At 52.0% G+C, this 21,206-nt stretch carries 21 protein-coding genes; 11 read left to right on the plus strand and 10 right to left on the minus strand.

Annotation, left to right across the window (positions count from 1 at the left end; translation table 11 throughout):
• Nucleotides 1-23 precede the first annotated feature (23 nt).
• Together L579_RS08530 and L579_RS08535 are read left to right on the plus strand one after the other, a co-directional pair.
• Nucleotides 24-1,373: an NTP/NDP exchange transporter gene (locus L579_RS08530; protein ID WP_021183848.1), complete on the plus strand. Its 1,350-nt coding sequence runs from the start codon at nt 24-26 to the stop codon at nt 1,371-1,373.
• Nucleotides 1,354-2,190 (plus strand): aldo/keto reductase, encoded by an 837-nt coding sequence (locus L579_RS08535; RefSeq protein ID WP_021183849.1) that lies wholly within the window; start codon nt 1,354-1,356, stop codon nt 2,188-2,190. Before L579_RS08530 ends, L579_RS08535 begins: the two co-directional genes overlap by 20 nt.
• Here the strand turns inward: L579_RS08535 and L579_RS08540 are convergent.
• Nucleotides 2,187-2,819 (minus strand): hypothetical protein, encoded by a 633-nt coding sequence (locus tag L579_RS08540; protein WP_021183850.1) that lies wholly within the window; start codon nt 2,817-2,819, stop codon nt 2,187-2,189. The two genes, L579_RS08535 and L579_RS08540, sit on opposite strands and share 4 nt — an antisense overlap.
• Nucleotides 2,819-3,151, minus strand: coding sequence for a helix-turn-helix transcriptional regulator (locus tag L579_RS08545; protein ID WP_013512403.1), 333 nt, complete (start codon nt 3,149-3,151; stop codon nt 2,819-2,821). The genes L579_RS08540 and L579_RS08545 overlap by 1 nt, the downstream gene beginning before the upstream one ends.
• A gap of 161 nt (nt 3,152-3,312) precedes the next feature.
• Here L579_RS08545 and L579_RS08550 point away from each other — a divergent pair, with 161 nt between their 5' ends.
• The 4 genes from L579_RS08550 (at nt 3,313) to ydfG (ending at nt 5,498) form a co-directional block, all read left to right on the plus strand.
• On the plus strand, nt 3,313-3,888 hold the full coding sequence (locus tag L579_RS08550) for a cupin domain-containing protein (protein ID WP_021183851.1): 576 nt from the start codon (nt 3,313-3,315) through the stop codon (nt 3,886-3,888).
• Between the two features lie 99 nt (nt 3,889-3,987).
• Nucleotides 3,988-4,536 (plus strand): YbhB/YbcL family Raf kinase inhibitor-like protein, encoded by a 549-nt coding sequence (locus L579_RS08555; protein ID WP_021183852.1) that lies wholly within the window; start codon nt 3,988-3,990, stop codon nt 4,534-4,536.
• A 9-nt stretch (nt 4,537-4,545) separates the two neighbouring features.
• Complete coding sequence (locus L579_RS08560; protein ID WP_021183853.1) at nt 4,546-4,731, plus strand: tautomerase family protein; 186 nt, start codon at nt 4,546-4,548, stop codon at nt 4,729-4,731.
• 17 nt (nt 4,732-4,748) lie between these two features.
• Complete coding sequence (gene ydfG, locus L579_RS08565) at nt 4,749-5,498, plus strand: bifunctional NADP-dependent 3-hydroxy acid dehydrogenase/3-hydroxypropionate dehydrogenase YdfG (RefSeq protein WP_021183854.1); 750 nt, start codon at nt 4,749-4,751, stop codon at nt 5,496-5,498.
• Nucleotides 5,499-5,585: 87 nt separating this feature from the next.
• Here the strand turns inward: ydfG and L579_RS08570 are convergent, their stop codons facing one another.
• The 6 genes from L579_RS08570 to L579_RS08595 all read right to left on the minus strand — a co-directional run bounded on the left by L579_RS08570 (nt 5,586) and on the right by L579_RS08595 (nt 13,488).
• Complete coding sequence (locus tag L579_RS08570; protein WP_021183855.1) at nt 5,586-6,848, minus strand: c-type cytochrome; 1,263 nt, start codon at nt 6,846-6,848, stop codon at nt 5,586-5,588.
• A 10-nt stretch (nt 6,849-6,858) separates the two neighbouring features.
• Nucleotides 6,859-8,628, minus strand: coding sequence for a GMC family oxidoreductase (locus L579_RS08575; protein WP_021183856.1), 1,770 nt, complete (start codon nt 8,626-8,628; stop codon nt 6,859-6,861).
• A 17-nt stretch (nt 8,629-8,645) separates the two neighbouring features.
• Entirely contained in the window at nt 8,646-9,374 is a 729-nt protein-coding gene (locus L579_RS08580; RefSeq protein WP_021183857.1) for a gluconate 2-dehydrogenase subunit 3 family protein, read from the minus strand.
• A gap of 434 nt (nt 9,375-9,808) precedes the next feature.
• Nucleotides 9,809-11,068 (minus strand): glycerate kinase type-2 family protein, encoded by a 1,260-nt coding sequence (locus L579_RS08585; RefSeq protein ID WP_021183858.1) that lies wholly within the window; start codon nt 11,066-11,068, stop codon nt 9,809-9,811.
• Between the two features lie 2 nt (nt 11,069-11,070).
• The gene (locus tag L579_RS08590; protein WP_021183859.1) at nt 11,071-12,159 is read right to left on the minus strand and encodes a tartrate dehydrogenase; all 1,089 of its coding nucleotides are present in this window, start codon (nt 12,157-12,159) and stop codon (nt 11,071-11,073) included.
• Between the two features lie 18 nt (nt 12,160-12,177).
• Entirely contained in the window at nt 12,178-13,488 is a 1,311-nt protein-coding gene (locus L579_RS08595; protein ID WP_021183860.1) for an MFS transporter, read from the minus strand.
• A gap of 130 nt (nt 13,489-13,618) precedes the next feature.
• Between L579_RS08595 and L579_RS08600 the strand changes: the two genes are divergently transcribed.
• The 5 genes from L579_RS08600 to L579_RS08620 all read left to right on the plus strand — a co-directional run bounded on the left by L579_RS08600 (nt 13,619) and on the right by L579_RS08620 (nt 18,606).
• On the plus strand, nt 13,619-14,527 hold the full coding sequence (locus L579_RS08600) for a LysR family transcriptional regulator (RefSeq protein ID WP_021183861.1): 909 nt from the start codon (nt 13,619-13,621) through the stop codon (nt 14,525-14,527).
• 383 nt (nt 14,528-14,910) lie between these two features.
• Nucleotides 14,911-16,206, plus strand: coding sequence for an MFS transporter (locus tag L579_RS08605; RefSeq protein ID WP_021183862.1), 1,296 nt, complete (start codon nt 14,911-14,913; stop codon nt 16,204-16,206).
• Between the two features lie 20 nt (nt 16,207-16,226).
• Nucleotides 16,227-17,126, plus strand: a complete 900-nt coding sequence (gene ttdA, locus L579_RS08610; protein WP_071783568.1) for a L(+)-tartrate dehydratase subunit alpha — start codon at nt 16,227-16,229, stop codon at nt 17,124-17,126.
• Nucleotides 17,123-17,731, plus strand: coding sequence for a L(+)-tartrate dehydratase subunit beta (gene ttdB, locus L579_RS08615; RefSeq protein ID WP_021183864.1), 609 nt, complete (start codon nt 17,123-17,125; stop codon nt 17,729-17,731). The genes ttdA and ttdB overlap by 4 nt, the downstream gene beginning before the upstream one ends.
• Before the next feature lie 20 nt (nt 17,732-17,751).
• Nucleotides 17,752-18,606: a fumarylacetoacetate hydrolase family protein gene (locus L579_RS08620; RefSeq protein ID WP_021183865.1), complete on the plus strand. Its 855-nt coding sequence runs from the start codon at nt 17,752-17,754 to the stop codon at nt 18,604-18,606.
• 121 nt (nt 18,607-18,727) lie between these two features.
• On the opposite strand, the gene L579_RS08625 is transcribed toward L579_RS08620, so the two are convergent.
• Together L579_RS08625 and L579_RS08630 are read right to left on the minus strand one after the other, a co-directional pair.
• Nucleotides 18,728-19,738, minus strand: coding sequence for a substrate-binding domain-containing protein (locus tag L579_RS08625; protein ID WP_036625976.1), 1,011 nt, complete (start codon nt 19,736-19,738; stop codon nt 18,728-18,730).
• A gap of 36 nt (nt 19,739-19,774) precedes the next feature.
• The gene (locus tag L579_RS08630) at nt 19,775-21,049 is read right to left on the minus strand and encodes an O-acetylhomoserine aminocarboxypropyltransferase/cysteine synthase family protein (protein ID WP_021183867.1); all 1,275 of its coding nucleotides are present in this window, start codon (nt 21,047-21,049) and stop codon (nt 19,775-19,777) included.
• Nucleotides 21,050-21,206: the final 157 nt, after the last annotated feature.

A 21,206-nucleotide genomic window follows, 5' to 3' on the forward strand; every position in this document is an offset into this window, starting at 1 on the left:
TCATTATTTATCCAGGAGTCGTTATGGGCAATCAGCCGACTGAACCTGTCCGTCAGTCAAAGGTGCCTTTCTGGTTACGTCTGACACCCGTCAAAGCAGAGGAAGTGAGCGCGCTGTTGGTCTGTATGATCTACATCTTCTGCGTATTATCTGCCTATTATGTCCTGCGCCCGATCCGCGACACCTTTGGTATTGATGGTGGGATGCACAATCTCCAATGGCTGTTCTCTGCCACGCTATTGGCGATGCTGGCCCTTAATCTGCCGTTTGCGGCGCTCTCGCGTAAACTTCCGCGCAAAAAGCTCATTCCTTTGGTGTATCGCTTTTTTATCAGCCATTTACTGATTTTTGCCGTGCTGAAGTTTTATCTGCCGGTGGATGCCCAGGTATGGCTGGGGAGAGTGTTTTTCGTCTGGCTTTCGGTTTTTAACCTTTATGTCGTGTCGGTGTTCTGGTCACTGGTTGCCGATATCTTTTCGCGTGAGCGTGCCAGCAGGCTGTTTGCCATGATGGCTGCCGGGGCCACGTTGGGGGCGATCGTCGGATCGGCGACTACCGCGTTGCTGGTACATCGTTTCAATACCATCGGTCTGTTCGTGCTGGCAGCGGTGCTGCTGGAATGCGCTGTTGTCTGCGTCAAGCGGCTGAACAACGTGACGCATCTGGCGGATGAAGCCAATGATGGCGCAGTCCAGACGCAACCGCTTGGCGGTGGGGTGTTCTCAGGCATTGTGCGTATCGCGCAATCGCCGTATTTGCTGAACATCTGCCTGTATATGTTGCTCTACTCGGTCACCTCGACATTGATCTATTTCCGCCAGGCCGACCTGGTACACCACCTTTTTCAACATGACAGCGATCGTACCGCCTTTTTTGCCACCCTTGATCTGGTGGTCAATGTGCTGACGCTGGTGACGCAGTTATTTATCACCAGCCGCCTGATGGCGCGTTATGGCACTAAGTTGGTGCTCGGTCTGTTGCCAGTTATCACGCTGCTGGGATTTGCCAGCCTGTCGATCTGGCCGGTGGCCGCTTCGATTGTGATGTTCTCGGTGCTCAGACGCGCCAGTAATTTTGCCCTGGCGCGCCCGGCGCGCGAAGTGCTGTTCACGGTGTTAAAACGCGAAGACAAATACAAAGCGAAAAACGTGATCGATACCGCTGTCTATCGTACCGGTGACCAGGTGGGCGCATGGAGCTGGGCGGCTATGAATGCGGTGGGCATGAGTGGCGGCATGCTGCTGTGGTTGGCCTTACCCCTTTCGCTGATCTGGCTGGTTAACAGTCAGTGGCTGGGCCGCAAACAGATACAGCTTGAAGAGAAAACCTTTTATCCCCTCAAAGAGACATTGCATGAAAACAGTCACTCTTAACGGTCAGACAGTTCCCGCTATTGGTATGGGGAGCTGGCATCTGGGCCAGGGCAGGCACAGCGCACAGGCGGAAATTAATGCGTTACGCGCCGGTATTGATAGTGGGCTGAAGGTGATCGACACCGCCGAAATGTACGGTGATGGCCGTTCTGAATCACTGATCGGCAAAGCGATCGATGGTTTGCGCGATAAGGTGTATCTGGTGTCAAAGATCTATCCTTATCACGCTAATCGTCTGATGATGGAGCGTAGCTGTAACGACAGCCTGAAGCGACTCAACACCGAATGCCTCGACCTTTACCTGCTGCACTGGCGTTTCAGCAGTATGCTGTCTGAAGCGGTGTCAGGTTTTGAAAAGCTGAAGCAGCAGGGGAAAATCAAAGCGTGGGGCGTCTCCAATTTTGATGTCAGCGATATGGAGGATCTGTTCGCTACCGAGAATGGCGATCGCTGTGCAACCAATCAGATTTTCTATAATCCGGCGAGCCGTGGCATTGAGTTTGATTTGATCCCCTGGTGTAACCAGCATCATATGCCGATGATGGCCTACTCCCCGCTGGGTGGTGAAGGGGCATCTCTGCTGCGCCATCCGTTGATCACTCAGTTGGCGGCCAAATATCAAACCGGTCCCTCCACCATTCTTCTCGCCTGGGTGATCCGTAATGGCAATATGATCGCTATACCGGAGTCAGGGGAGGCGGCACACATCAAAGAGAATGCCGCCGCGCTAAGCGTGCAACTACAACCAGCAGACCTTAACGTCATGGACGAAGCCTTCCCGCCCCCTGGGCGTAAAGTCCCTCTGGAGACACGTTAATGCTGTGCGGTTTTCTTCCACAGCGCGCACATACTGCGGCTGCGTAATTTCAAATGAAGCATACGTGCGGCGAGGATCACCACCGCCGCCGATTCGAAAGAATGGTAGTAAAGGGAGCTGTTGGGGGAGCTAAAAATATTCCACAGCAGCGCCAGCAGCAGGGCGCATGACGTCGTCTGGCAGGCGATCATCGGGGTACACAGCCAGTGATAGAGGCGAACCCCTTCGAGTTGATTGCGATGAATTGCCAGCAGACCCGCCCAGGTGACACAACCGCTCAGTGCGGCGGTGATCACCGCAGGCCCACCGTGGTGATTGGTCAGGCAGGTAAACACGGCAAACACGATGGCGATAATGATGCCGAGATTGATAAACAAGGTGTTGCGCAGTTTGCGCGTGATTAATACCACAGCAAATTCAGCGGCCAGGTTTTGCGGGGAACCAAAACGTTGCGTCACGCGCAGGGCCGCTTTTTCTGGCGTATCGTGGCTGCATTCCACCGCTTCATAGAAATGCTCACTGATCTCCAGACAGATGTTGTCTGCATATTTCTGCTCAAAACTGAGTTCATGCTTTAGCTCCAGCAGATAGCGTTGCGCAGGTTCTGGCAGTTCAGTCAGCGTGGACATTATGACCTCTGTAATAAAGAGGAGACAGCCAGGGAGTAGCTATCCCAGGCTTCGCGTTTTCTCACCAACTCCTGCTGACCTTCTTTGGTCAGTTGATAAACGCGACGTTTCCGTTTGGATGGTGCGATCTCCCACTCTGCGCCAATCAGGCCACGCTGTTCCATGCGGTGCAGAAGGGGGTAGACAGTCCCTTCCTGGAAGGAGAGGACGCCATCCGTCAGCTGGTGGATCAATTCAATTAATGCGTAGCCATGACTGGGGCCACGCTCCAGCGCGGCAAGTATGACCATTTCAATATGGCTCTTCAGATTGTCGTCAGCACTGCTTCTCATGGTCATTTTCCGCTTACAAAGATAGATACAAACTTCGCCGTTATCTTAGCTTGACTTAGGCTGCCTTGATACCTAGTTTATCTAGGCATGATAATGAAACCGGATGGCTGATTTTGCAATCTGTTCCGGTACTGGCAGACCACGATATTTCAGGAAGGGATATGGCTCACTTCACCCGACGCAACTTTTTGCAGCACTCGGCGCTACTGGCTTTGTTTTTACCCTCTCTCGCCGTGCAGGCCGCAGACAGTTCAACCGCAATGCCATTGCAGTTGGTCAATCAATGGCGTCTGTCAGTTGATGGATGGGTGCCGAATAATCCCGCCTTACCCGTTATGCATTTCCGTACGACACAGCCTGAGACTACTGCGGGCGGGTTGACTAAGGCCGGATGGACGCAGCAATGGCAGGGAAAACCCTTCGCCTATCAGCATTTCCACAGCAACACACATGTGATTTTTGTCGTGGCGGCAGGTAATGGTCAGTTGCAGATTGGTGGTGATAACGGCGAGGTGGTGCCAGCCAGGGTTGGTGATGTGATTTTTTTACCGGCAGGGACAGGTCAGCGCCTGTTGCAGAGCAGCCATGATTTTTCGGTTCTGGCCTGCTATCCCGAGGGCAACAACTGGGATGTCTGTCGATCGGCGATCAATGTGGAAACGTTGCAAAGAGCGTCAAACCACAAACTGGAAAATCGCACCCGCCGATTTTTTAACCGCAGCGGTACAGTGATTTAAATCATATTTATACGTCTCATTGCAGATACCGATCTGTCACTTGCTGCCGTACCCGATATTAAAAGCATCGATTTATAATTCAGAAGAAAGGAGAAAGCCGTGTTATCACGCGTTCATACAGGATTATTTGCAGGCCTGATGTTATGTTCTGCCGGGGCGTTGGCTGCGCCCTTTACGCTGCACTCAACCCAGTTCCACAATGCAGGGAAATTACCGGTTGCGATGGGCGGCGGTGGCCAGTGTCCTGGGCAAAACGTTTCACCGCAGCTGAGCTGGAGTGGCGCACCGGCCAACACCAAAAGTTATGTGCTGCTGATTGAAGATCCACAAGGGGCCAACGGCCTGGGCATGACCCATTTCCTTGGTTACGGCATCGACAGCAGTCGTCACCAATTTGCTAAAGGGGATCTGACCGGAGTTGTTGGCTATACCCCTGGCACCAATGGGAAGAATGTTCAGGGTTATTCCGGTCCTTGCCCTCCGGTGAATGGTGATATTCACAACTATAACTTCACCTTAATAGCTACCGATTATGCTCCTGATGCGCTGCAAAAAGGCCTGGCAAGAGAGGCTGTCATGTCGCAACTGAAAGGTCATGTTCTGGCATCAGCAGGTCTGATCGGTCAGTTTATTATGCCAAAGAAATAAGGTGAAAAGATGCCAGAAATTATTGTGCACATGGTGAGTGGCCGTACAGCTGACCAAAAGAAAAAACTGATGGATGGAATTTATCAGGCAGTGAAAGACGCATTACCGGTTAAAGAGGAACACATTGTTATTTCGCTGATTGAAACGGATAAAGAACACAAGTCTCGCGGCGGTATTTTATTTAAAGATCTTTAATTACAAGGATAGTTATCATGCTTATTCTTATTACCGGAGCCACGGCCGGATTCGGCTGGGATTTGGCGCTGCGTTATGCGCAACATGGACATCGGGTGATCGCCACCGGGCGGCGGCAGGAACGTCTTGATGATCTTAAAGCCATTGCCGGAGACAACATTTTCACCTTCAAGCTGGATGTCAGTGATTCACTGGCGGTTGATAGCCTGCTGGAACAACTGCCGCTGAACTGGCGTGATATTGATGTACTGATTAATAACGCCGGGCTGGCTTTGGGGCTGGAGCCTGCTCAGCAGGCCAGCATGGACGACTGGAACCGGATGATTGACGTCAACATCAAAGGTCTGGTGCATGTGACAAGGGTGGTTTTACCGGGGATGGTTGCACGCAATCGCGGCCATATTATCAATCTCGGCTCGACGGCGGGCAGCTGGCCTTATGCGGGCGGCAACGTCTATGGCGCGTCAAAAGCTTTCGTGCGGCAGTTCAGCCTGAATTTACGTACCGATTTAGCAGGTACCGCAGTACGTGTTACCAATATCGAACCGGGACTGGTCGGTGGGACAGAGTTCTCCAGCGTGCGGTTCAAGGGAGATGCCGGGCGCGTTGATCAGACGTATGCCAATACGCAACCCCTGTTGCCGGAAGATATCACTGAAGCCATTTGGTGGGTCAGCAATCTACCTGCGCATGTGAATATCAACACGTTGGAAATGATGCCGGTCTGCCAGTCATATGGCGGATTGCGCGTGATTAAAGGCGAGTAAAAAAACGTAGCGGCGCGATTTATCGCGCGTTTTTTCCGGCAACATGCACGGAATTGCGCGATAAATCGCACCGCTACGCGGATTACATTAAGGTTTAGCCAGACTTTCCCGTACTTTTGTCACCTCTTTTGGCGTGACAGCCGGTGCGTTGTTACTCCAGCCACTACGCACAAATGTTGCCAGTTGCGCCACCTGTTCATCACTCAGTCGGGAAGCAAAGCCCGGCATCGCCATCACAGACGGTGCTTTCGGTGTCGAAGGGGTCTGTGCCCCTTGCAGGATGATGTTGATTAACCCGGTTGGGTTATCCGCGACCACCACATCACCCCCGTTCAGGCGCGGGAATATTCCTTTGGCCCCGTTGCCGTCGGTCCAGTGGCAGGCTTCACAGTTGTTCATGTACAGCATCTGCCCGGCATTCAGATTATGTCCCTGGGTCAGGTAATCAGCGGTTTTCTTCGTCTCCTGCTCTGCATCGGCGCGGCGATTGATCACCGGGGTATCAGCAGGCAATGACTTGAGATACGCCGCGATCGCGTGCAGGTCCTGATCATTCATATGCTGCATACTGTGCTCAACGACACCGGTCATTTCTCCGCCCACGGAGGCAAAGTCATTACGGCCTGTAGCGAGGTAATCGGTAATGTTCTGGATACTCCAGGTTGGCATACCGCGCAGTGCAGGCACAGGCCAGCCATTTAACTCCCCACCGGCGAGATACTTGTCGCTGGATTCATTCAGTGCCTTCTCCTGCATGCCGATGCCCCTGGGGGTATGGCAACTGCCGCAGTGCCCGAGTGTTTCCACCAGATATTTACCGCGATTGATATCGTCAGGCACCGAGTGGCGCGGTGCAAACGGCTTATCCTCTGTGAAGGCAACATTCCAGAACCACATGCCCCAGCGCTGGCTGAAAGGGAACATTAACGACGTTTCCGGTGCTTTTTCAGCTACCGGTTTTACGCCTTTCATAAAATAGACATACAACGCATGAATATCTTCATCGGTAATCCCACGATAATCCGGGTAGGGCATCGCCGGATAGAGATGCTTACCATCGCGACGAATACCTTTGCGCACCGCGTCAGCAAACTCCTGTTCGGTGTACTTGCCGATACCGGCTTCGGGATCAGGAGAAATGTTGGTGGAGTAGATCACCCCCATCGGGCTGGCAATCGCCAGGCCACCACCAAACTCTTTTCCACCGGCAATGGAGTGGCAGGCGGTGCAATCCCCGGCGCGCGCCAGATATTCCCCTTTGGCAATCAACGCAGCATCCTGATTGTCTGCCGCCTGCGCGGCTGTGCTCACCAGGCCCGCCATCAGCAGATAACGAAGTTGCAGTTTCATGGTTATCTCCTTATACCTGCACCAATGGGCCGGGGTTTTTCAGATACTGTTCGCGAATCGCTTTTGCTGACCAGTACGCCAGTCCGGCAACCATCGCCGAGGGGTTGGCATAGAAGTTTTGCGGGAAGGCATTAGCCCCCATCACGAAAAGGTTGTGAACGTCCCAGCTTTGCAGATAACGGTTAAGCGCAGAGGTGCGAGGGTTATCGCCCATAATCGCGCCACCGGCGTTATGCGTGTTGACATAGTTTGGCGAGCTGGCGAAATGGCTGTCCATCTTCAGAATGTTATGCGAGTACTGCGTTGGATTGAGGTGTTTGGTAATCGCCTCCATCTTCTCTTTCATGTACTGCAACATACGCAGATCGTTTTGCACGTAATCGTAAGTCACACGCAGCAGTGGCATACCAAAACGATCTTTATATACCGGGTCGAGATCGAGGTAGTTACCGCGCGTTGCCATATTGCTGCCTTCAAGCTTCACGCCCATCGAATGGCCATAACTTTCTTTCAGCGCTTTTTTCCAGCCACTGCCCCATGATGGCGCGCCTTTCTTTATTGCGGCTCCCATCGGCGTACCGGTCGGTTGTGAACTGTAGATCTTGGCTCCACCAATAAAACCAAGCTGGGCCGTCTCAACATTGCCGGTGCCGTAGTCGCTGATGACGGTGCCGGTCGGTCCTGCCGTGGCGAACGGGTTGAACTCAAGATTATCGAAGAACAGGGTAAATCCGCCGCCATACTGGTGGGTGTAGTTACGACCAATCACACCTTCTTCCGTAATGGGGTTGTAAGGCTTGCCGATTGAGGAGTTCAGTAACAGGCGAACATTGTTCAGGCCAAAGGTAGACAGAATTACGATGCTGGCGGGCTGGAACACCTCGTCGCCATTTTCATCAATGTAAGTCACACCCGTCGCTGTTTTACCATCGGCATGTTTTTCCACGCGAATCACGTTGGCGCGGGTTTTATAGTCGAAGTTTTTAAACTGCTTCAGTCGGTCGAGGATGGCAGTTTGCGGCGATGCCTTTGAATAGTTCAGGCATGAGTAGAACTGACAAAAGCCGCAGTAGTTACAGGGGGCAATCTGCTGACCATAAGGGTTGGTATAAGGTACAGAAACCGCCGCCGAAGGCATGGAGTACGGGTGAAGTCCCATCTCCTGGGTGGCCTGACGAAACAGGGTTGCGTTAAGGCTATCTTCCAGCGGTTTATTGGGGAAGGGGTTGGAGCGCGCACCCTCAAAAGGATCGCCGCCCTGCTGGATCACGCCTCGCAGGTTGCCCGTCTCGCCGGAGGAGCCACACACTTTATCGAAGAAATCCATATGCGGCTCGATCTCTTCCCAGCTGACCGGGAAATCGGCGATACGCAGTTCTTCATCCAGTTCACCTCGTTTGAAGTGTTCGTCGGCGTAAGTTTTCATTTTAAGGTCGACAGGCGTTGGACGGGTGATCATCCCGGTCCAGTGCAGACCCGCACCACCCACGCCATCGCCCAGACGGAAGGCACCCAATTCACGCATGGGCAAGGCGGTTTCTGAGGCGTTGTGACGAATGGTAAAAGCCGCATCATGCGGGCTTTGCATGATTTTATGGCGTTTGGTAAAGGCCAGTTCATCAGCCGGTTTGGGATAAGCATAATCGCTGTTCAGGCGGTCTTCTCCACGCTCCAGCGCGCGCACTTTTAATCCGGCCTGCGCCAGCTCAATACCCATAATCGAGCCAGCCCAACCTAAACCGACGATGATGACATCGACGGCGTCATTGATCTTTTTCATTTATTTTCCAGGAAGAATCAGGCTTGCTCGCCGCTGAGAGAGACCGGGCCAAGGGGATATTTAACGTTATGGATCTTTATCCATTGCGGGAAACTGGCGCGTGCACCGGGGAAATTAATCATCTTCCATGCCGCCATATTCTTATTCCCGCCGTACTGCGGATCGGCCAGATAGCCTTCTTTGGTATTTTCCAGCAGTCGGGTAAAGAAATAACCGGCATTCAGGTCGGCTTCGCCAAACTGGGAAAAATCGGCGACATTCTTTTGCAGATCGGTTAACACCGCATCTTTCATTCTGGCTGGCAGGTCGCAGAAATTTTGATTGTATTTGATGCGCGAGTATTGATTGGTCAGTGAAATGCCTTTGCGGTACAGCACCTGTAACGGGAAGGGCATCTGATAGCCGAACAGCAGGCTGGCATGGCTGTCGAACGGACCTTCCATATACCAGTCTTCACCCTTGCCATAAGGGGTCAGCATCTGCTTATCAATAAAGACCGGAACATGGGTATCTAATGCCCCCGGACCTTCTCTATCCGACGGGATCAGGCGGTCACAGGCGGCCAGCATAAATTGCCACTCTTCTGCGGTGAAAAATACCGGTTGATATTGTTTTAGCTCGTCCGCAGTGGAGGGAACGGCGGCAAAAACACTACTCACACCGCCTTTCATCCCGAGTGAGGCGATGCCAATCAGCGACCCAATAATAAAAGGACGCCTTCCAATACGACAGGGTTCATTTGCCATTTGCTTTCAGTTTCTCGTTATCGTGCGAAAATCATTCACTTGCCTGGTGGGAATACAACGCTTCATTACTGTTAACGAATCGACGTTAATATTTAAATAGCCTTAGAAATCCTGTTGCCATTTTGTAACGGCGCATCATAGGCGCATTGGTAGCACATGATCACGTTATCTGGTTTATATAAACTATTTAAATAATCCATCTCGTCCTTGTTATATGATTTATAAGAAAAAACTTTAATGTACCTTATGGTACATTTACACTTTGTTTTATCTTCACAACCCTGTGAAATGTTTTAGTTCATTAGTTATCCAGCCATCCGAGATAACGGTGTTAACAATTGGCTTTTTTTTGCTCTCACAATATTTAATAAATCACGCTGGTGATTACAGAAATAACAGCTTTCCCGGATGTCCGGGAAAGCTGTTAAGGAGGGTCAGGCAATTAATATGGCGCGAATATCATTCACGTTGGTGAGGGTGGGACCGGTCATCACCAGGTCGCCAATGGAGTGGAAATAACTGTAGCTGTCATGTCCATCCAGATACGTGGCGGCATTCAGACCATTCAGCTTCCCGCGTTTCAGCGTGTCCGGCGAGATCATGGCACCGGCTGCATCTTCCGTACCGTCGATACCATCCGTATCACCGGCAATCGCCCAGATACCGGCTTCCCCCTGTAAAGCACAGGCCAGACTGAGCAGAAATTCAGTATTACGCCCACCTTTACCCGCGCGGCCATTGGTCACCGTGACGGTGGTTTCGCCCCCTGACAGCAACACCGCTGGCCCTTTAACGGGATGACCATACTGTTTCACCGATCGGGCGATACCCGCCATCACGACAGCAACCTGACGGCTCTCGCCTTCGATGGCGTCACCGAGGATCAACGGAGTTAAGCCAAGCTTACGTACCTCTGCGGCGGCAGCTGCAAGGGCTAATGCCGGGGTAGCAATCAGCCTGGTTTCAGCATATCCGGTCTGCGGTGGTACTTGCTGGGGATGAGTCAGCACATAACGCACCGGCTCTGCGATGGGAATGCCATAGCGTTCCAGCACCTTCAGCGCATCCCCCGGAGTACTGCTATCGGCAACCGTTGGACCAGAGGCCACGTCGGTTGGGTTGTCACCCGGAACATCACTGATAATCAGAGAAACCAGCCGTGCCGGTTGTGCCAGCAGCGCCAGTTTGCCCCCTTTAACCGCTGACAGATGGCGACGCACCAGATTCATCTCCCTGATATTGGCACCGCTGTGCAACAACGCGCGGGTAATCGCCTGCTTATCAGCCAGGGTCAGCCCCGGAGCAGGGAGTGCCATCAGCGCCGAACCACCACCGGAAATCAACGCCAGCACCAGATCATCCGGGGTCAGTCCACGCAGCGACTCCACGATCAACATCGCGGCGGTTTCGCTCATGGCATCGGACACCGGATGGGCCGCTTCCAGAATACGAATGCGACCGGCAGGGACGGCGTGACCATAGCGAGTCACCACGACGCCACTGACATCCACATCTGGCCAGGCCGCGTCTACCGCTGCGGCCATTGCGGCAGAGGCTTTACCCGCGCCAATCACCACACAACGGCCTTTCGGTTTTTCAGGCAGTGCCGGGGGAATGACAGGCCCGGGACGGGCACTGTCAACAGCACGCTGAAAGATATCTTGCAGAATCTCTGCGGCCTGTTCATTTCTCATCGTTATGCGGTCTCAGCTACGGTGGCCTTCGAGGTGATAAATTCAACCACGGCTTTGGTCACATCCGCGGTTTTTGCCGTACCGCCGACGTCCGGCGTCAGAATGCCTTTGGTGCAGGCATACTCGATACCTTCCATCACCAGCGCAGCGGCATCATGTTCGCCGAGATGTTCCAGCATTTGCACCGCAGTCCAGAAGGTGGCGATCGGGTTCGCGATGCCTTTGCCGGTGATATCAAAGGCTGAACCGTGGATCGGTTCGAACATGGACGGGAAACGATGCTCAGGATCGATATTGGCGGTTGGGGCGACACCCAGGCTGCCCGCCAGCGCACCGGCGAGGTCGGAGAGGATATCGGCATGCAGGTTAGTCGCGACGATGGTGTCCAGGCTCTGCGGATGCACGGTCATGCGATGTGTCATGGCATCGACCAGCATCTTGTCCCATTTCACATCCGGGAACTCCTGTGCCACTTCTGCGGCGATCTCATCCCACATCACCATACCGTGACGTTGGGCGTTGGATTTTGTTACCACGGTCAGCAGTTTACGCGGGCGAGACTGCGCCAGTTTAAAGGCATAACGCATGATGCGGGTCACACCCACACGGGTGAAGATTGCCACTTCAGTCCCAACCTCTTCAGGCAGACCACGGTGTGCACGACCGCCGTTACCGGAATATTCGCCTTCCGAGTTTTCACGCACGATCACCCAATCCAGGTCGCCAGGACCGCGATTACGCAGCGGCGAGGTGACGCCCGGCAGGATTTTGGTCGGACGTACGTTAGCGTACTGGTCAAAACCCTGGCAGATCGGCAGGCGCAGGCCCCACAGCGTGATGTGATCCGGCACATCTGGCGCGCCCACGGCACCGAAGTAAATCGCGTCGAATTTCTTCAGCGTTTGCAGGCCGTCTTCCGGCATCATCACACCGTGTTTTTTGTAGTAATCCGAACCCCAGTCAAAAGTTTCGATATCAAATTTCAGCTGTGGATTCTGGCGTTCCAGCGCATGGAGCACCTCAACACCGGCAGAGATCACTTCAGGGCCGATACCGTCCGCAGGGATAGCGGCAATTGAGTAGTTACGCATGTTATTTCTCCTGTTAAATCAATGTGTATGAGGATGTGGAATATCGACTGTCTGCGGTTTATTCGCCTGGGCAGACAGAATCAAAACAATCAGGGCCGACAGGGCAAGCAAGCCCGCAACGAAGTAAAGCCCCCAGGTGTAGCTGCCGGTTTGTTGGCGGATCACGCCGATCATCATCGGACCGACGAATCCACCCAGGTTGCCAATCGAGTTGATGGTGGCGATACCGGCGGCAGCGGCCGGGCCACTGAGAAACAGCGTTGGCATGCTCCACAGCGGGGGTTTAGAGGCGCTGATGCCGACCGTCACTAAGGTCAGTGCGAGAATCACCGTCAGCAGGGTGCTGACATTACCGGCGTAAATCAGCCCGGCCGCCGCGAGCAGGCAGGCACCAATCACATGCCAGCTGCGTTCGTTTTTGCGGTCGGAATGGCGCGCCCACAGAATCATGGCGATAACGCCAATCACCGCCGGGAAGGCATTCAGGAAACCAATTTCCAGCGATGTTGCACCGAAGCTATGGATGATTTGCGGCGACCAGATCCCAAGAGTGTAAAGGCCAGCCGAGGTGCCGAAATAAACCAGCGCCAGCGCTAACACACGCTTATCAGCCAGCCCGCGCCAGGCGCTGGTGTGACTCTGTTTTGCTACACGCGCCAGTTCTTCGGCCTGCATGGTATTTTGTAGCCACTCACGCTCTTCATCGGTCAACCATTTGGCTTTCGCCGGGCGGTCGGTCAGGAAGAACAGCACCACGATGCCAAACACCACGGCAGGAATGGCTTCCAGCACAAACATCCACTGCCAACCGGCGAAGCCCATCAGGCCGTGCATCTCGAGCAATGCGGCAGAAATCGGTGATCCCAGCGCGGTGGAGAGGGGGGCCGCCGCCATAAAGATCGCCGTGACCTGGGCGCGTTTCGCCGCCGGGAACCAGAAACTGAGATACAGAATGATGCCGGGGAAGAAACCTGCTTCCGCGACACCGAGCAGGAAGCGCAGCACGTAGAAGCTGGTGGTGCCTTGGACAAATGCCATGCAGCCAGACACCAGACCCCAGGTGATCATCACGCGGGCGATCCAGATGCGGGCGCCCACCTTATGCAGTATTAAATTGGATGGGACTTCGAAGAGAAAATAGCCGAGGAAAAAGATCCCAGCACCCAGCCCAAATACGGTGGGGGAGAAACCTAAATCCTGATTCATGGTTAATGCGGCAAAACCAATGTTTACGCGATCGAGAAATGCGATGAAGTAGAGCAGCATGATGAAAGGGACAATGCGCAACGTCACTTTACGCATCACCCTTTTTTCGAGGTGATTATTCATATTAAAGTGCTCCAGATTGTGTAGGGGTGTGTTATTTTTTTGTAATCAAGTTCAGTATGCAGTTTTGGATTAGCAGATCATTAATGTACGATTATATAAATTATTTGAATAATGCTTTGGCGAGGAAAATGTGGATATAAATCAATTGCGTTGTTTTGTCGCCGTGGGCAAAGAGTTACATTTCGGTCGCGCAGCCCAAAGAATGGAAATGATGCCTGCGTCACTTTCTCGCTTCATTCGATTACTCGAAGAGGATCTGGGCGTCCGACTTTTAAATCGATCAACACGTAATGTTTCGCTCACCGCGGAGGGCGCGATTTTTTTTGACGAAGCTAACAAACTAATCGATCAATTTGATGCGCTGGCACTACGATTTAAAGGTGGGTTAAAAGATGAGCGTCGCACCTTAAGGATTGGTGCGATTGACAGTGCGGCACGCGGATTAGTCCCGGCGTTACTCAATCGCTTTGTTCCGACGCACCCCAACACGGATATTCATATTATTGAAGATAAAACCATCAACCTGCTGCCGAAATTAAAATCAGGCTGGCTGGATATGATTTTTTTTCGCGCGCCACAAATCATTGATGCATCCATTTCCGTACGTTTTATTACGCGCGAAAGTTGTGTCCTGGCAGTACCGGCGAGCCACCCGCTGGCTGAACGTAACGAAGTTTCATTAGATGATTTTAAACATGAAGCGATGATTATCCCGGAAAGACGTACTCGCCCACATAGCCATGACCTGACCATGAGCATCTACAAACTGGCGAGACACACGCCGGTGATTGCGCAATTTGCTGAAGAAAAACAGACCATTTTAAGCCTGGTGGCAGCCGGTCTTGGCCTGGCGGTGGTGCCAGCGTCCTATCGCAACATGAACAGCGAGAATGTCGCCTATATCGACCTGCAATTAGATGAACATATTAAAGGTTTGCCGTTGAGTATTGCCTGGCAGAAGGGCAACGAAGATGAATATTTAAGGGATATGTTGAAGTTATTAACCGATCACAAGAGCGAACTTACCGGAAAGTTGTGATGTTTTGCGGGTGCAGACGGGGTGTTGCTCGTCTGCAAAAGTATTGAAGTAATGAGAATCACTGTTATTCCATCCTGTTTGCATCCCCCTCCCGCCTGGCAACAATTTGAATTCGATCACATTTCTGTATATTGGTTTTTCGGTCAATTGTTTCTTAATCGTGTAATTAAGTTTGTCTCGCTGTAAAAATAAATCATTATCAGCTGAATTAAGTGATCCAGGTCAATCAAAAGGACCTGGTGGATTTTTTCTGTGGATTGTGTGAATTATTTATATAACCAGGGCGCAATGATTGCCTGAGCTTAATTCATTATAGTTTTCCCTGCGCAATGTAAACATCAGTCCAAAACGCACCCCTGATAATACTTAAAAGGCTGGAAAATATGAATAATGATATTGAACGTATCACGTTACGAAAAATAACGTGGCGCATCGTCCCTTTTGTTATGTTTGCCTATTTTATTGCTTTTTTTGATCGAATAAATATTGGCTTTGCGGCATTAACCATGAATCAGGATTTAGGATTTTCTTCATCGGTTTTTGGTCTTGGCGCTGGGCTGTTTTTTGTGGGTTATTTTATTACCGATGTTCCCTCAAATGTTATTTTGCAAAAAGTTGGCCCACGTATCTGGCTGGCGCGCATTATGATCAGCTGGGGGGTGATTGCTGCCTGCATGATGTTTGTCAAAAGCGCCAGCGGATTCTATCTGTTGCGTTTTCTGCTGGGGGTGGCGGAAGCGGGTTTCTTCTCCGGTATCATCCTCTATCTCAGTACCTGGTTTCCAATTAAACGCCGTGCTCAAGTGATTGCCTTTTTTATGGCGGCAGCGCCTATCTCGGCGATGTTGGGTTCGCCGTTAGCCGCCACCATTCTCAGCATGCACGGCGCCCTGGGTCTGAAAGGTTGGCAGTTGATGTTTCTGCTGGACGCCATTGCCGCTGTCATCCTCGGTATTTTTACCTTCTTCTATCTGAATGACCGTCCGGAAAAAAACAGCTGGCTGAATAAGAGCGAGACGGCATGGTTAATTAGCACCCTTGAGCAGGAAGGCAAGAATAAAGCACCGGGTGAAAAAACCAGCCTGTGGAAAGGACTCTCTGATATCCGGGTATTGACGCTGGCTATCGTCTATTTTGGCACCTCAGCCGGGCTGTATTCTCTGAATATCTGGTCGCCGCAGTTCCTGAAATCCTTTGGCCTGACCACCCTGCAAACCGGTTTTATTAATGCGTTACCGGCTGCGCTGTCGGTAATTGCGATGATCAGCTGGGCAAAACACTCCGACAAAACCCATGAACGTACCTGGCATGTGGTGTCTGCCTGTTTGCTGGCGTGCGTCGGTTTCATTCTGGCCGGTTCGGTGCACAGCTTAACGCTGGCGGTGGTGGCGCTGGTGATGGCCAGTGTCGGCATCTCTTCCTGCAAGCCTCCCCTGTGGAGCATTCCGTCGCTGTTCCTGAAAGGCCCGGCGGCGGCCGCCGGACTGGCGGCAATCAACTCAATCGGCAATCTGGGTGGTTTTGCCGGTCCGGCGATCATTGGCTGGCTAAAAGAAACCACCGGCAGCTTCTCTCTGGCGATGTATTGCGTGGCGGGAATGTTATTGCTGTCGGCCATCCTGACCCTCTCTATTCAAATTAACCGCAAACGGGAAGCGGTGAACAATTCCCTTGCCTGATTTAATGCTGGAGAACCCTTGTGAGCACATTAACTGCTGTTGAAAACTTGACGGACATAATGACCCGATTTACGGGCTACGTCGGTAAACGTCTGCCAACGGACGTGATGAAAAAACTGGAAGCGCTGCGCGAGCAGGAGACTGCCCCATTAGCCTGCGCTGTTTATGACTCGATGTTTGAAAACCAGAAACGCGCCGATGAACTGGATCGCCCCTCCTGCCAGGACACCGGCGTGATCCAGTACTTCATTACGGCGGGTGCACGTTTCCCTTACCTCGGCGAACTTGAAGACGTGCTGCGCAATGCCACGCTGGAAGCCACACGCAAGGCGCCTTTACGCCATAACGCGGTGGAAACTTTTGTCGAGAAGAACACCGGCACCAATACCGGCTCGCGTGTGCCCTGGCTGGACTGGGAGATCATTCCCGATGACGACGGTTGCACCATTGAAGTGTATATGGCCGGTGGTGGCTGCTCGTTACCTGGCGCGGCTAAGGTGCTGATGCCAGGTCAGGGCTATGAAGGCGTTAACCAGTTTGTGTTCGATGTGATCACCTCCTATGGCGTCAACGCCTGCCCGCCGTTACTGGTGGGGGTCGGGGTATCCACCTCGGTTGAGACGGCGGCACGGTTGTCGAAAAAAGCCATCCTGCGCCCGGTCGATTCACGCCATCCCAATGCGGATGCGGCGAAAATGGAGGAACTCCTCGAATCGGGCCTCAATCAGGTGGGACTGGGGCCGCAGGGCTTGGGCGGCAATGCTTCGGTGATGGGCGTCAATATTGAATCGTCGGCGCGCCATCCCTCCACCATCGGGGTGGCGGTGTCTACCGGCTGCTGGGCGCACCGCCGTGGAGCTATCCGTTTCTCTGCCGATTTGTCGTATGAAATTCTGTCTCACAAGGGGGCGGTACTGTGAAAAAAATCCTGACAACACCGATTAAAGATGAAGACTTACTGGCGCTGAAACCGGGTGAAGTGGTTTATCTGACCGGAACCCTGGTGACGTGCCGTGACGTGGCGCATCGCCGCCTGATTGAATTGGGGCGTGAGCTCCCGGTGGATTTGCGTGGTCTGGCTATTTTCCATGCTGGCCCAATCGTCGTCGAGCAGGGGGATAACCAGTTCCAGATGATCTCGATTGGACCGACGACCAGCATGCGCATGGAGAAATTCGAAAAAGAGTTTATCGAACGAACCGGGGTGAAGCTGATTGTTGGCAAAGGCGGTATGGGGCCAAATACTGAAGAAGGTTGCCGTCAGCATAAAGCGGTACACGCCATCTTCCCTGGTGGGTGCGCGGTCTTGGCCGCAACCTGCGTAGAAGAAATTGAGGATGCCCAGTGGCGGGATTTAGGAATGCCGGAGACATTGTGGGTATGCCGGGTTAAAGAGTTTGGCCCGTTAATCATCTCTATCGATACCGAAGGTAACAACCTGATTGAAGGGAATAAGCAGGTTTATAATCAGCGCAAGCTACCGGTGATTGAAGAGATTAACCAACAGGTCAAATTCATTAAATAGCCTGATGGCTGAGGGTTTATATGAAACTACTGAGTTTTATTCATCCCAACACCGGAAAACGAACGTGGGGATATCATCAAAATGATCAGGTGGTTGATTTAGGCGGTCATTACCCGGATTTAAAGTCTGCGCTAATGAGTGATTTTTTAAGCGATATTCTCCCTGTGGGTGAGCAATTTCCGACGTTCTCACTGGACGAAATCACCTTTCTGCCCGTGATCGACAATCCGGATAAAATATTCTGCGTGGGGATGAACTATCAGGATAAACGTATCGAGTTTGAACAAACCATTGATGCGCCGACGTTGTTTGTCCGTTTCCCTGATTCGCTAACGGCGCACAGCGCGGAGCTGTGCAAACCGGAAAGCAGTAATGAATTTGATTATGAAGGTGAGCTGGCGGTGATTATTGGCAAGCACGCCAGTAACGTAAGCTGCGATAACGCGTTGCAATATGTGGCAGGTTATAGCTGTTTTATGGATGGTTCTGTGCGGGATATGCAGTACACCTGGTTTACGTCAGGTAAAAACTGGCAGAGAACCGGCGCATTTGGCCCCTGGATGGTCACCCGCGATGAGATTGAAAATCCGCAGACGCTATCCATCAACACCTGGTTGAACGGGCAACGGGTACAGCATGATTCCACGCAAAACATGGTGCGTTCGGTTGCGGAGCTGATTGCTTATATTTCCCGCTTCAGCCCGCTCAACCCAGGGGATGTGATTATTACCGGGTCACCCGGCGGTGTGGGTAAAAAAAGAACCCCACCGTTATTTATGCAGGAGGGTGACACTATCGAAGTTGAAATCAGCGGGATCGGGCGTTTATCTAATCGCGTGGCGGGTTTGAGAGTGATTGAGTCACTTCATTCGTAGTCATCATCAACATCGTGACGAACTCACGTTAACTCAGAAGGGTGTGAGTTCGTCGTTATTGGCCGAAAAGAGCAGCGGATGATGGCTGAACTTACACGCGACTACGACCAAAATGGAAAATTTAATCTGATTCCCGAATGATCAGCATCGCTTTTTGTAAGTGGTGAAATTCTGACTCACTTCGCTGATACAGATGGCGGCTAAAAAACATCCCCAACTGTTTACCATTCTCTTTAGGAAAGGGATCCATCGTGGTAAGGGGCGGGCTGGCATAAGTCGCCCCCGGCGTATTACCGTAACCAATCAGGGAGATGTCTTTTCCCGGCTGTAAACCCATGAGACGACAGGCAGCCATCGCCCCAATCGCAATATCATCTGTGGCACAGACAATTGCCGTGGGCCGTGGCTGAACTTTCAACAAACGGCTGGCAAGTACATACCCGTCCATTTCGGTCAGTCCTCCCATCATCTGCCATTCGTTACGATAGATAAGCTGATGATCCTGCAAACATTGCCGGTATCCTTCATGCCGCAACCGGGCATAATTGAACTCAGTGGAGGTATTTATAAAGGCAATGTGCTTATGGCCGCGGGCAATCTGTCGGGCAGTGGCCTGATAAAAGGCATCGAAGTGATCGACATCGACCCATGCATAGGGTTGCTGTGACTGTGTCCGGCCAAACGTGATAAATGACAGGTTGTTATTTTGCGCATACTCGACGCGCGGATCATTAACGCGGGTTCTCAGGATCAGAATGGCATCAACCAAATTCTGCTGCACCATATCCTGATAGCTGCGGACATCCTCATCACTTTCGTTGCTATATTGATTGGTGATCAGCAGCTTCAGCCCGGCGGCCTGGAGCTCAAACACCAGTGTGCCGAGCATTGAAGAATAGAAAGGCTCCACCAACATGCCATTCATCAGCGGAGGGGGGAGAACCACGCCAATCATGTTTGTTCGTCCGCCCTTCAGTCTTCTTGCTACGGGATTCGGTATGTAGCCCAGTTCAATCGCCCGTTGCATGACGCGCTGTCGCGTATCATAAGCCACATCGCTGTAGCCGTTGAGTGCCCGTGACACTGTTGATTTGGATAATTTAAGGTCTCTGGCAAGTTCAGAAAGCGACATGTCTTTTCCTGGTATTGATAACTGGGCTTATATGCCTTAAGCGGTGTGTTCCAAAGCCTGAATCAGGTCATTCAGGATATCTTCAATATCTTCTATTCCGACAGACAGACGGATCATTTCCGGTGAAACACCCGCAGCGAGCAACTCGGCGTCGTTCAGTTGCCGGTGGGTTGTCGATGCCGGATGACAGGCGAGTGAACGTGCATCACCAATGTTTACCAGGCGCTTAAACAGTTTGAGTGCATCATAAAATGCCTCTCCTGCGGCAAATCCCCCTTTTAACCCAAAGGACAATATGCCTGACGGGCGGCCCTGCATATACTTAATCGCGAGCTCGTGATGGCGATGACCGGGCAACCCCGCATAATTGACCCATGAAACGGCGGGATGGTTTTGAAGAAATTCAGCGACCTTGAGGGTGTTTTCTACATGCGCCTTCATACGTAAAGTCAGCGTCTCCAGGCCCTGGAGGATAAGAAATGCATTCATTGGAGATAATGCCGCGCCTGTATTTCTGAGGGGAACGGTGCGCGCTCTGGCGATAAAGGCCGCATCACCAAAAGTTTCTGTGTAAACAACACCATGATAAGCAGGTTCAGGTGAGGTGAGGCAAGCGAATTTTTCCGGATGCAAATGCCAGGGAAATTTTCCCGCATCGACGATGACGCCACCCAGTGAGTTACCATGTCCTCCAACATATTTGGTCAATGAGTGGACCACGATGTCTGCACCATGCTGGATAGGCTTGCATAAAACGGGTGAGGCGACGGTGTTATCCACCATCAATGGGATGTGGTGCCGATGCGCAACCTCTGCCAGACCGGCAATGTCGATAATGTTACCCGCTGGATTACCAATACTTTCACAGAAAACGATTTTAGTATTTTGGTCGATCGCCTTTTCAATTGCCTCGGGTGTGTCATTTTCGGCAAAAGTCACCTTTATCCCCAGCCCCGGTAACATATGGGCTAAAAGCGTATAGGTACCGCCGTACAATTGCGGTGTTGCAACGATGTTGTCCCCTGAGCGAGCGAGCGCCAATATTGCAGCGGTAATAGCGGCACTCCCTGAAGATAATACCAAAGCGGCAATCCCTCCCTCGAGGGCTGCCATTCGTTTCTCCAGCACATCATTTGTCGGGTTCATTATGCGGCTGTAAATGTTACCCGGTACTTCCAGATTAAACAGATCGGCGGCATGCTGTGCACTGTCAAACTCATAAGCCACGTTTTGATAAATAGGAACCGCGACACTTTTTGTGACGGGGTCGCACTGAAATCCGGCATGAATGGCAAGCGTGGCATCTTTCATTATTCTCTCCTTAAAATGTGTAATGAATGGCGTAGCGGGATAAGTAAATTGTGCATTAGATGTAATGCATCTCTGGAATGACTTCAATCCCTCCTGTTTTACATATCCAGGATAAAAATTATGTTGCGATCCATGCTGGTGCACTAAAATGGTGCCA

It is taken from the genome of Pantoea sp. AS-PWVM4, from assembly GCF_000468095.1.
GTDB lineage: Bacteria > Pseudomonadota > Gammaproteobacteria > Enterobacterales > Enterobacteriaceae > Pantoea > Pantoea phytobeneficialis.

What these genes read in the sequence shown, in the direction of transcription:
- ydfG (WP_021183854.1), top strand. Translation starts at nt 4,749, where the DNA reads ATGCTTATTCTTATTACCGGAGCCACGGCCGGATTCGGCTGGGATTTG.
- L579_RS08620 (WP_021183865.1), top strand. Translation starts at nt 17,752, where the DNA reads ATGAAACTACTGAGTTTTATTCATCCCAACACCGGAAAACGAACGTGG.
- L579_RS08570 (WP_021183855.1), bottom strand. Translation starts at nt 6,848, where the DNA reads ATGAAACTGCAACTTCGTTATCTGCTGATGGCGGGCCTGGTGAGCACA.
- L579_RS08605 (WP_021183862.1), top strand. Translation starts at nt 14,911, where the DNA reads ATGAATAATGATATTGAACGTATCACGTTACGAAAAATAACGTGGCGC.
- L579_RS08530 (WP_021183848.1), top strand. Translation starts at nt 24, where the DNA reads ATGGGCAATCAGCCGACTGAACCTGTCCGTCAGTCAAAGGTGCCTTTC.
- L579_RS08595 (WP_021183860.1), bottom strand. Translation starts at nt 13,488, where the DNA reads ATGAATAATCACCTCGAAAAAAGGGTGATGCGTAAAGTGACGTTGCGC.
- L579_RS08590 (WP_021183859.1), bottom strand. Translation starts at nt 12,159, where the DNA reads ATGCGTAACTACTCAATTGCCGCTATCCCTGCGGACGGTATCGGCCCT.
- L579_RS08535 (WP_021183849.1), top strand. Translation starts at nt 1,354, where the DNA reads ATGAAAACAGTCACTCTTAACGGTCAGACAGTTCCCGCTATTGGTATG.
- L579_RS08540 (WP_021183850.1), bottom strand. Translation starts at nt 2,819, where the DNA reads ATGTCCACGCTGACTGAACTGCCAGAACCTGCGCAACGCTATCTGCTG.
- L579_RS08580 (WP_021183857.1), bottom strand. Translation starts at nt 9,374, where the DNA reads ATGGCAAATGAACCCTGTCGTATTGGAAGGCGTCCTTTTATTATTGGG.
- L579_RS08585 (WP_021183858.1), bottom strand. Translation starts at nt 11,068, where the DNA reads ATGAGAAATGAACAGGCCGCAGAGATTCTGCAAGATATCTTTCAGCGT.
- L579_RS08575 (WP_021183856.1), bottom strand. Translation starts at nt 8,628, where the DNA reads ATGAAAAAGATCAATGACGCCGTCGATGTCATCATCGTCGGTTTAGGT.
- L579_RS08550 (WP_021183851.1), top strand. Translation starts at nt 3,313, where the DNA reads ATGGCTCACTTCACCCGACGCAACTTTTTGCAGCACTCGGCGCTACTG.
- L579_RS08545 (WP_013512403.1), bottom strand. Translation starts at nt 3,151, where the DNA reads ATGAGAAGCAGTGCTGACGACAATCTGAAGAGCCATATTGAAATGGTC.
- L579_RS08625 (WP_036625976.1), bottom strand. Translation starts at nt 19,738, where the DNA reads ATGTCGCTTTCTGAACTTGCCAGAGACCTTAAATTATCCAAATCAACA.
- L579_RS08560 (WP_021183853.1), top strand. Translation starts at nt 4,546, where the DNA reads ATGCCAGAAATTATTGTGCACATGGTGAGTGGCCGTACAGCTGACCAA.
- L579_RS08630 (WP_021183867.1), bottom strand. Translation starts at nt 21,049, where the DNA reads ATGAAAGATGCCACGCTTGCCATTCATGCCGGATTTCAGTGCGACCCC.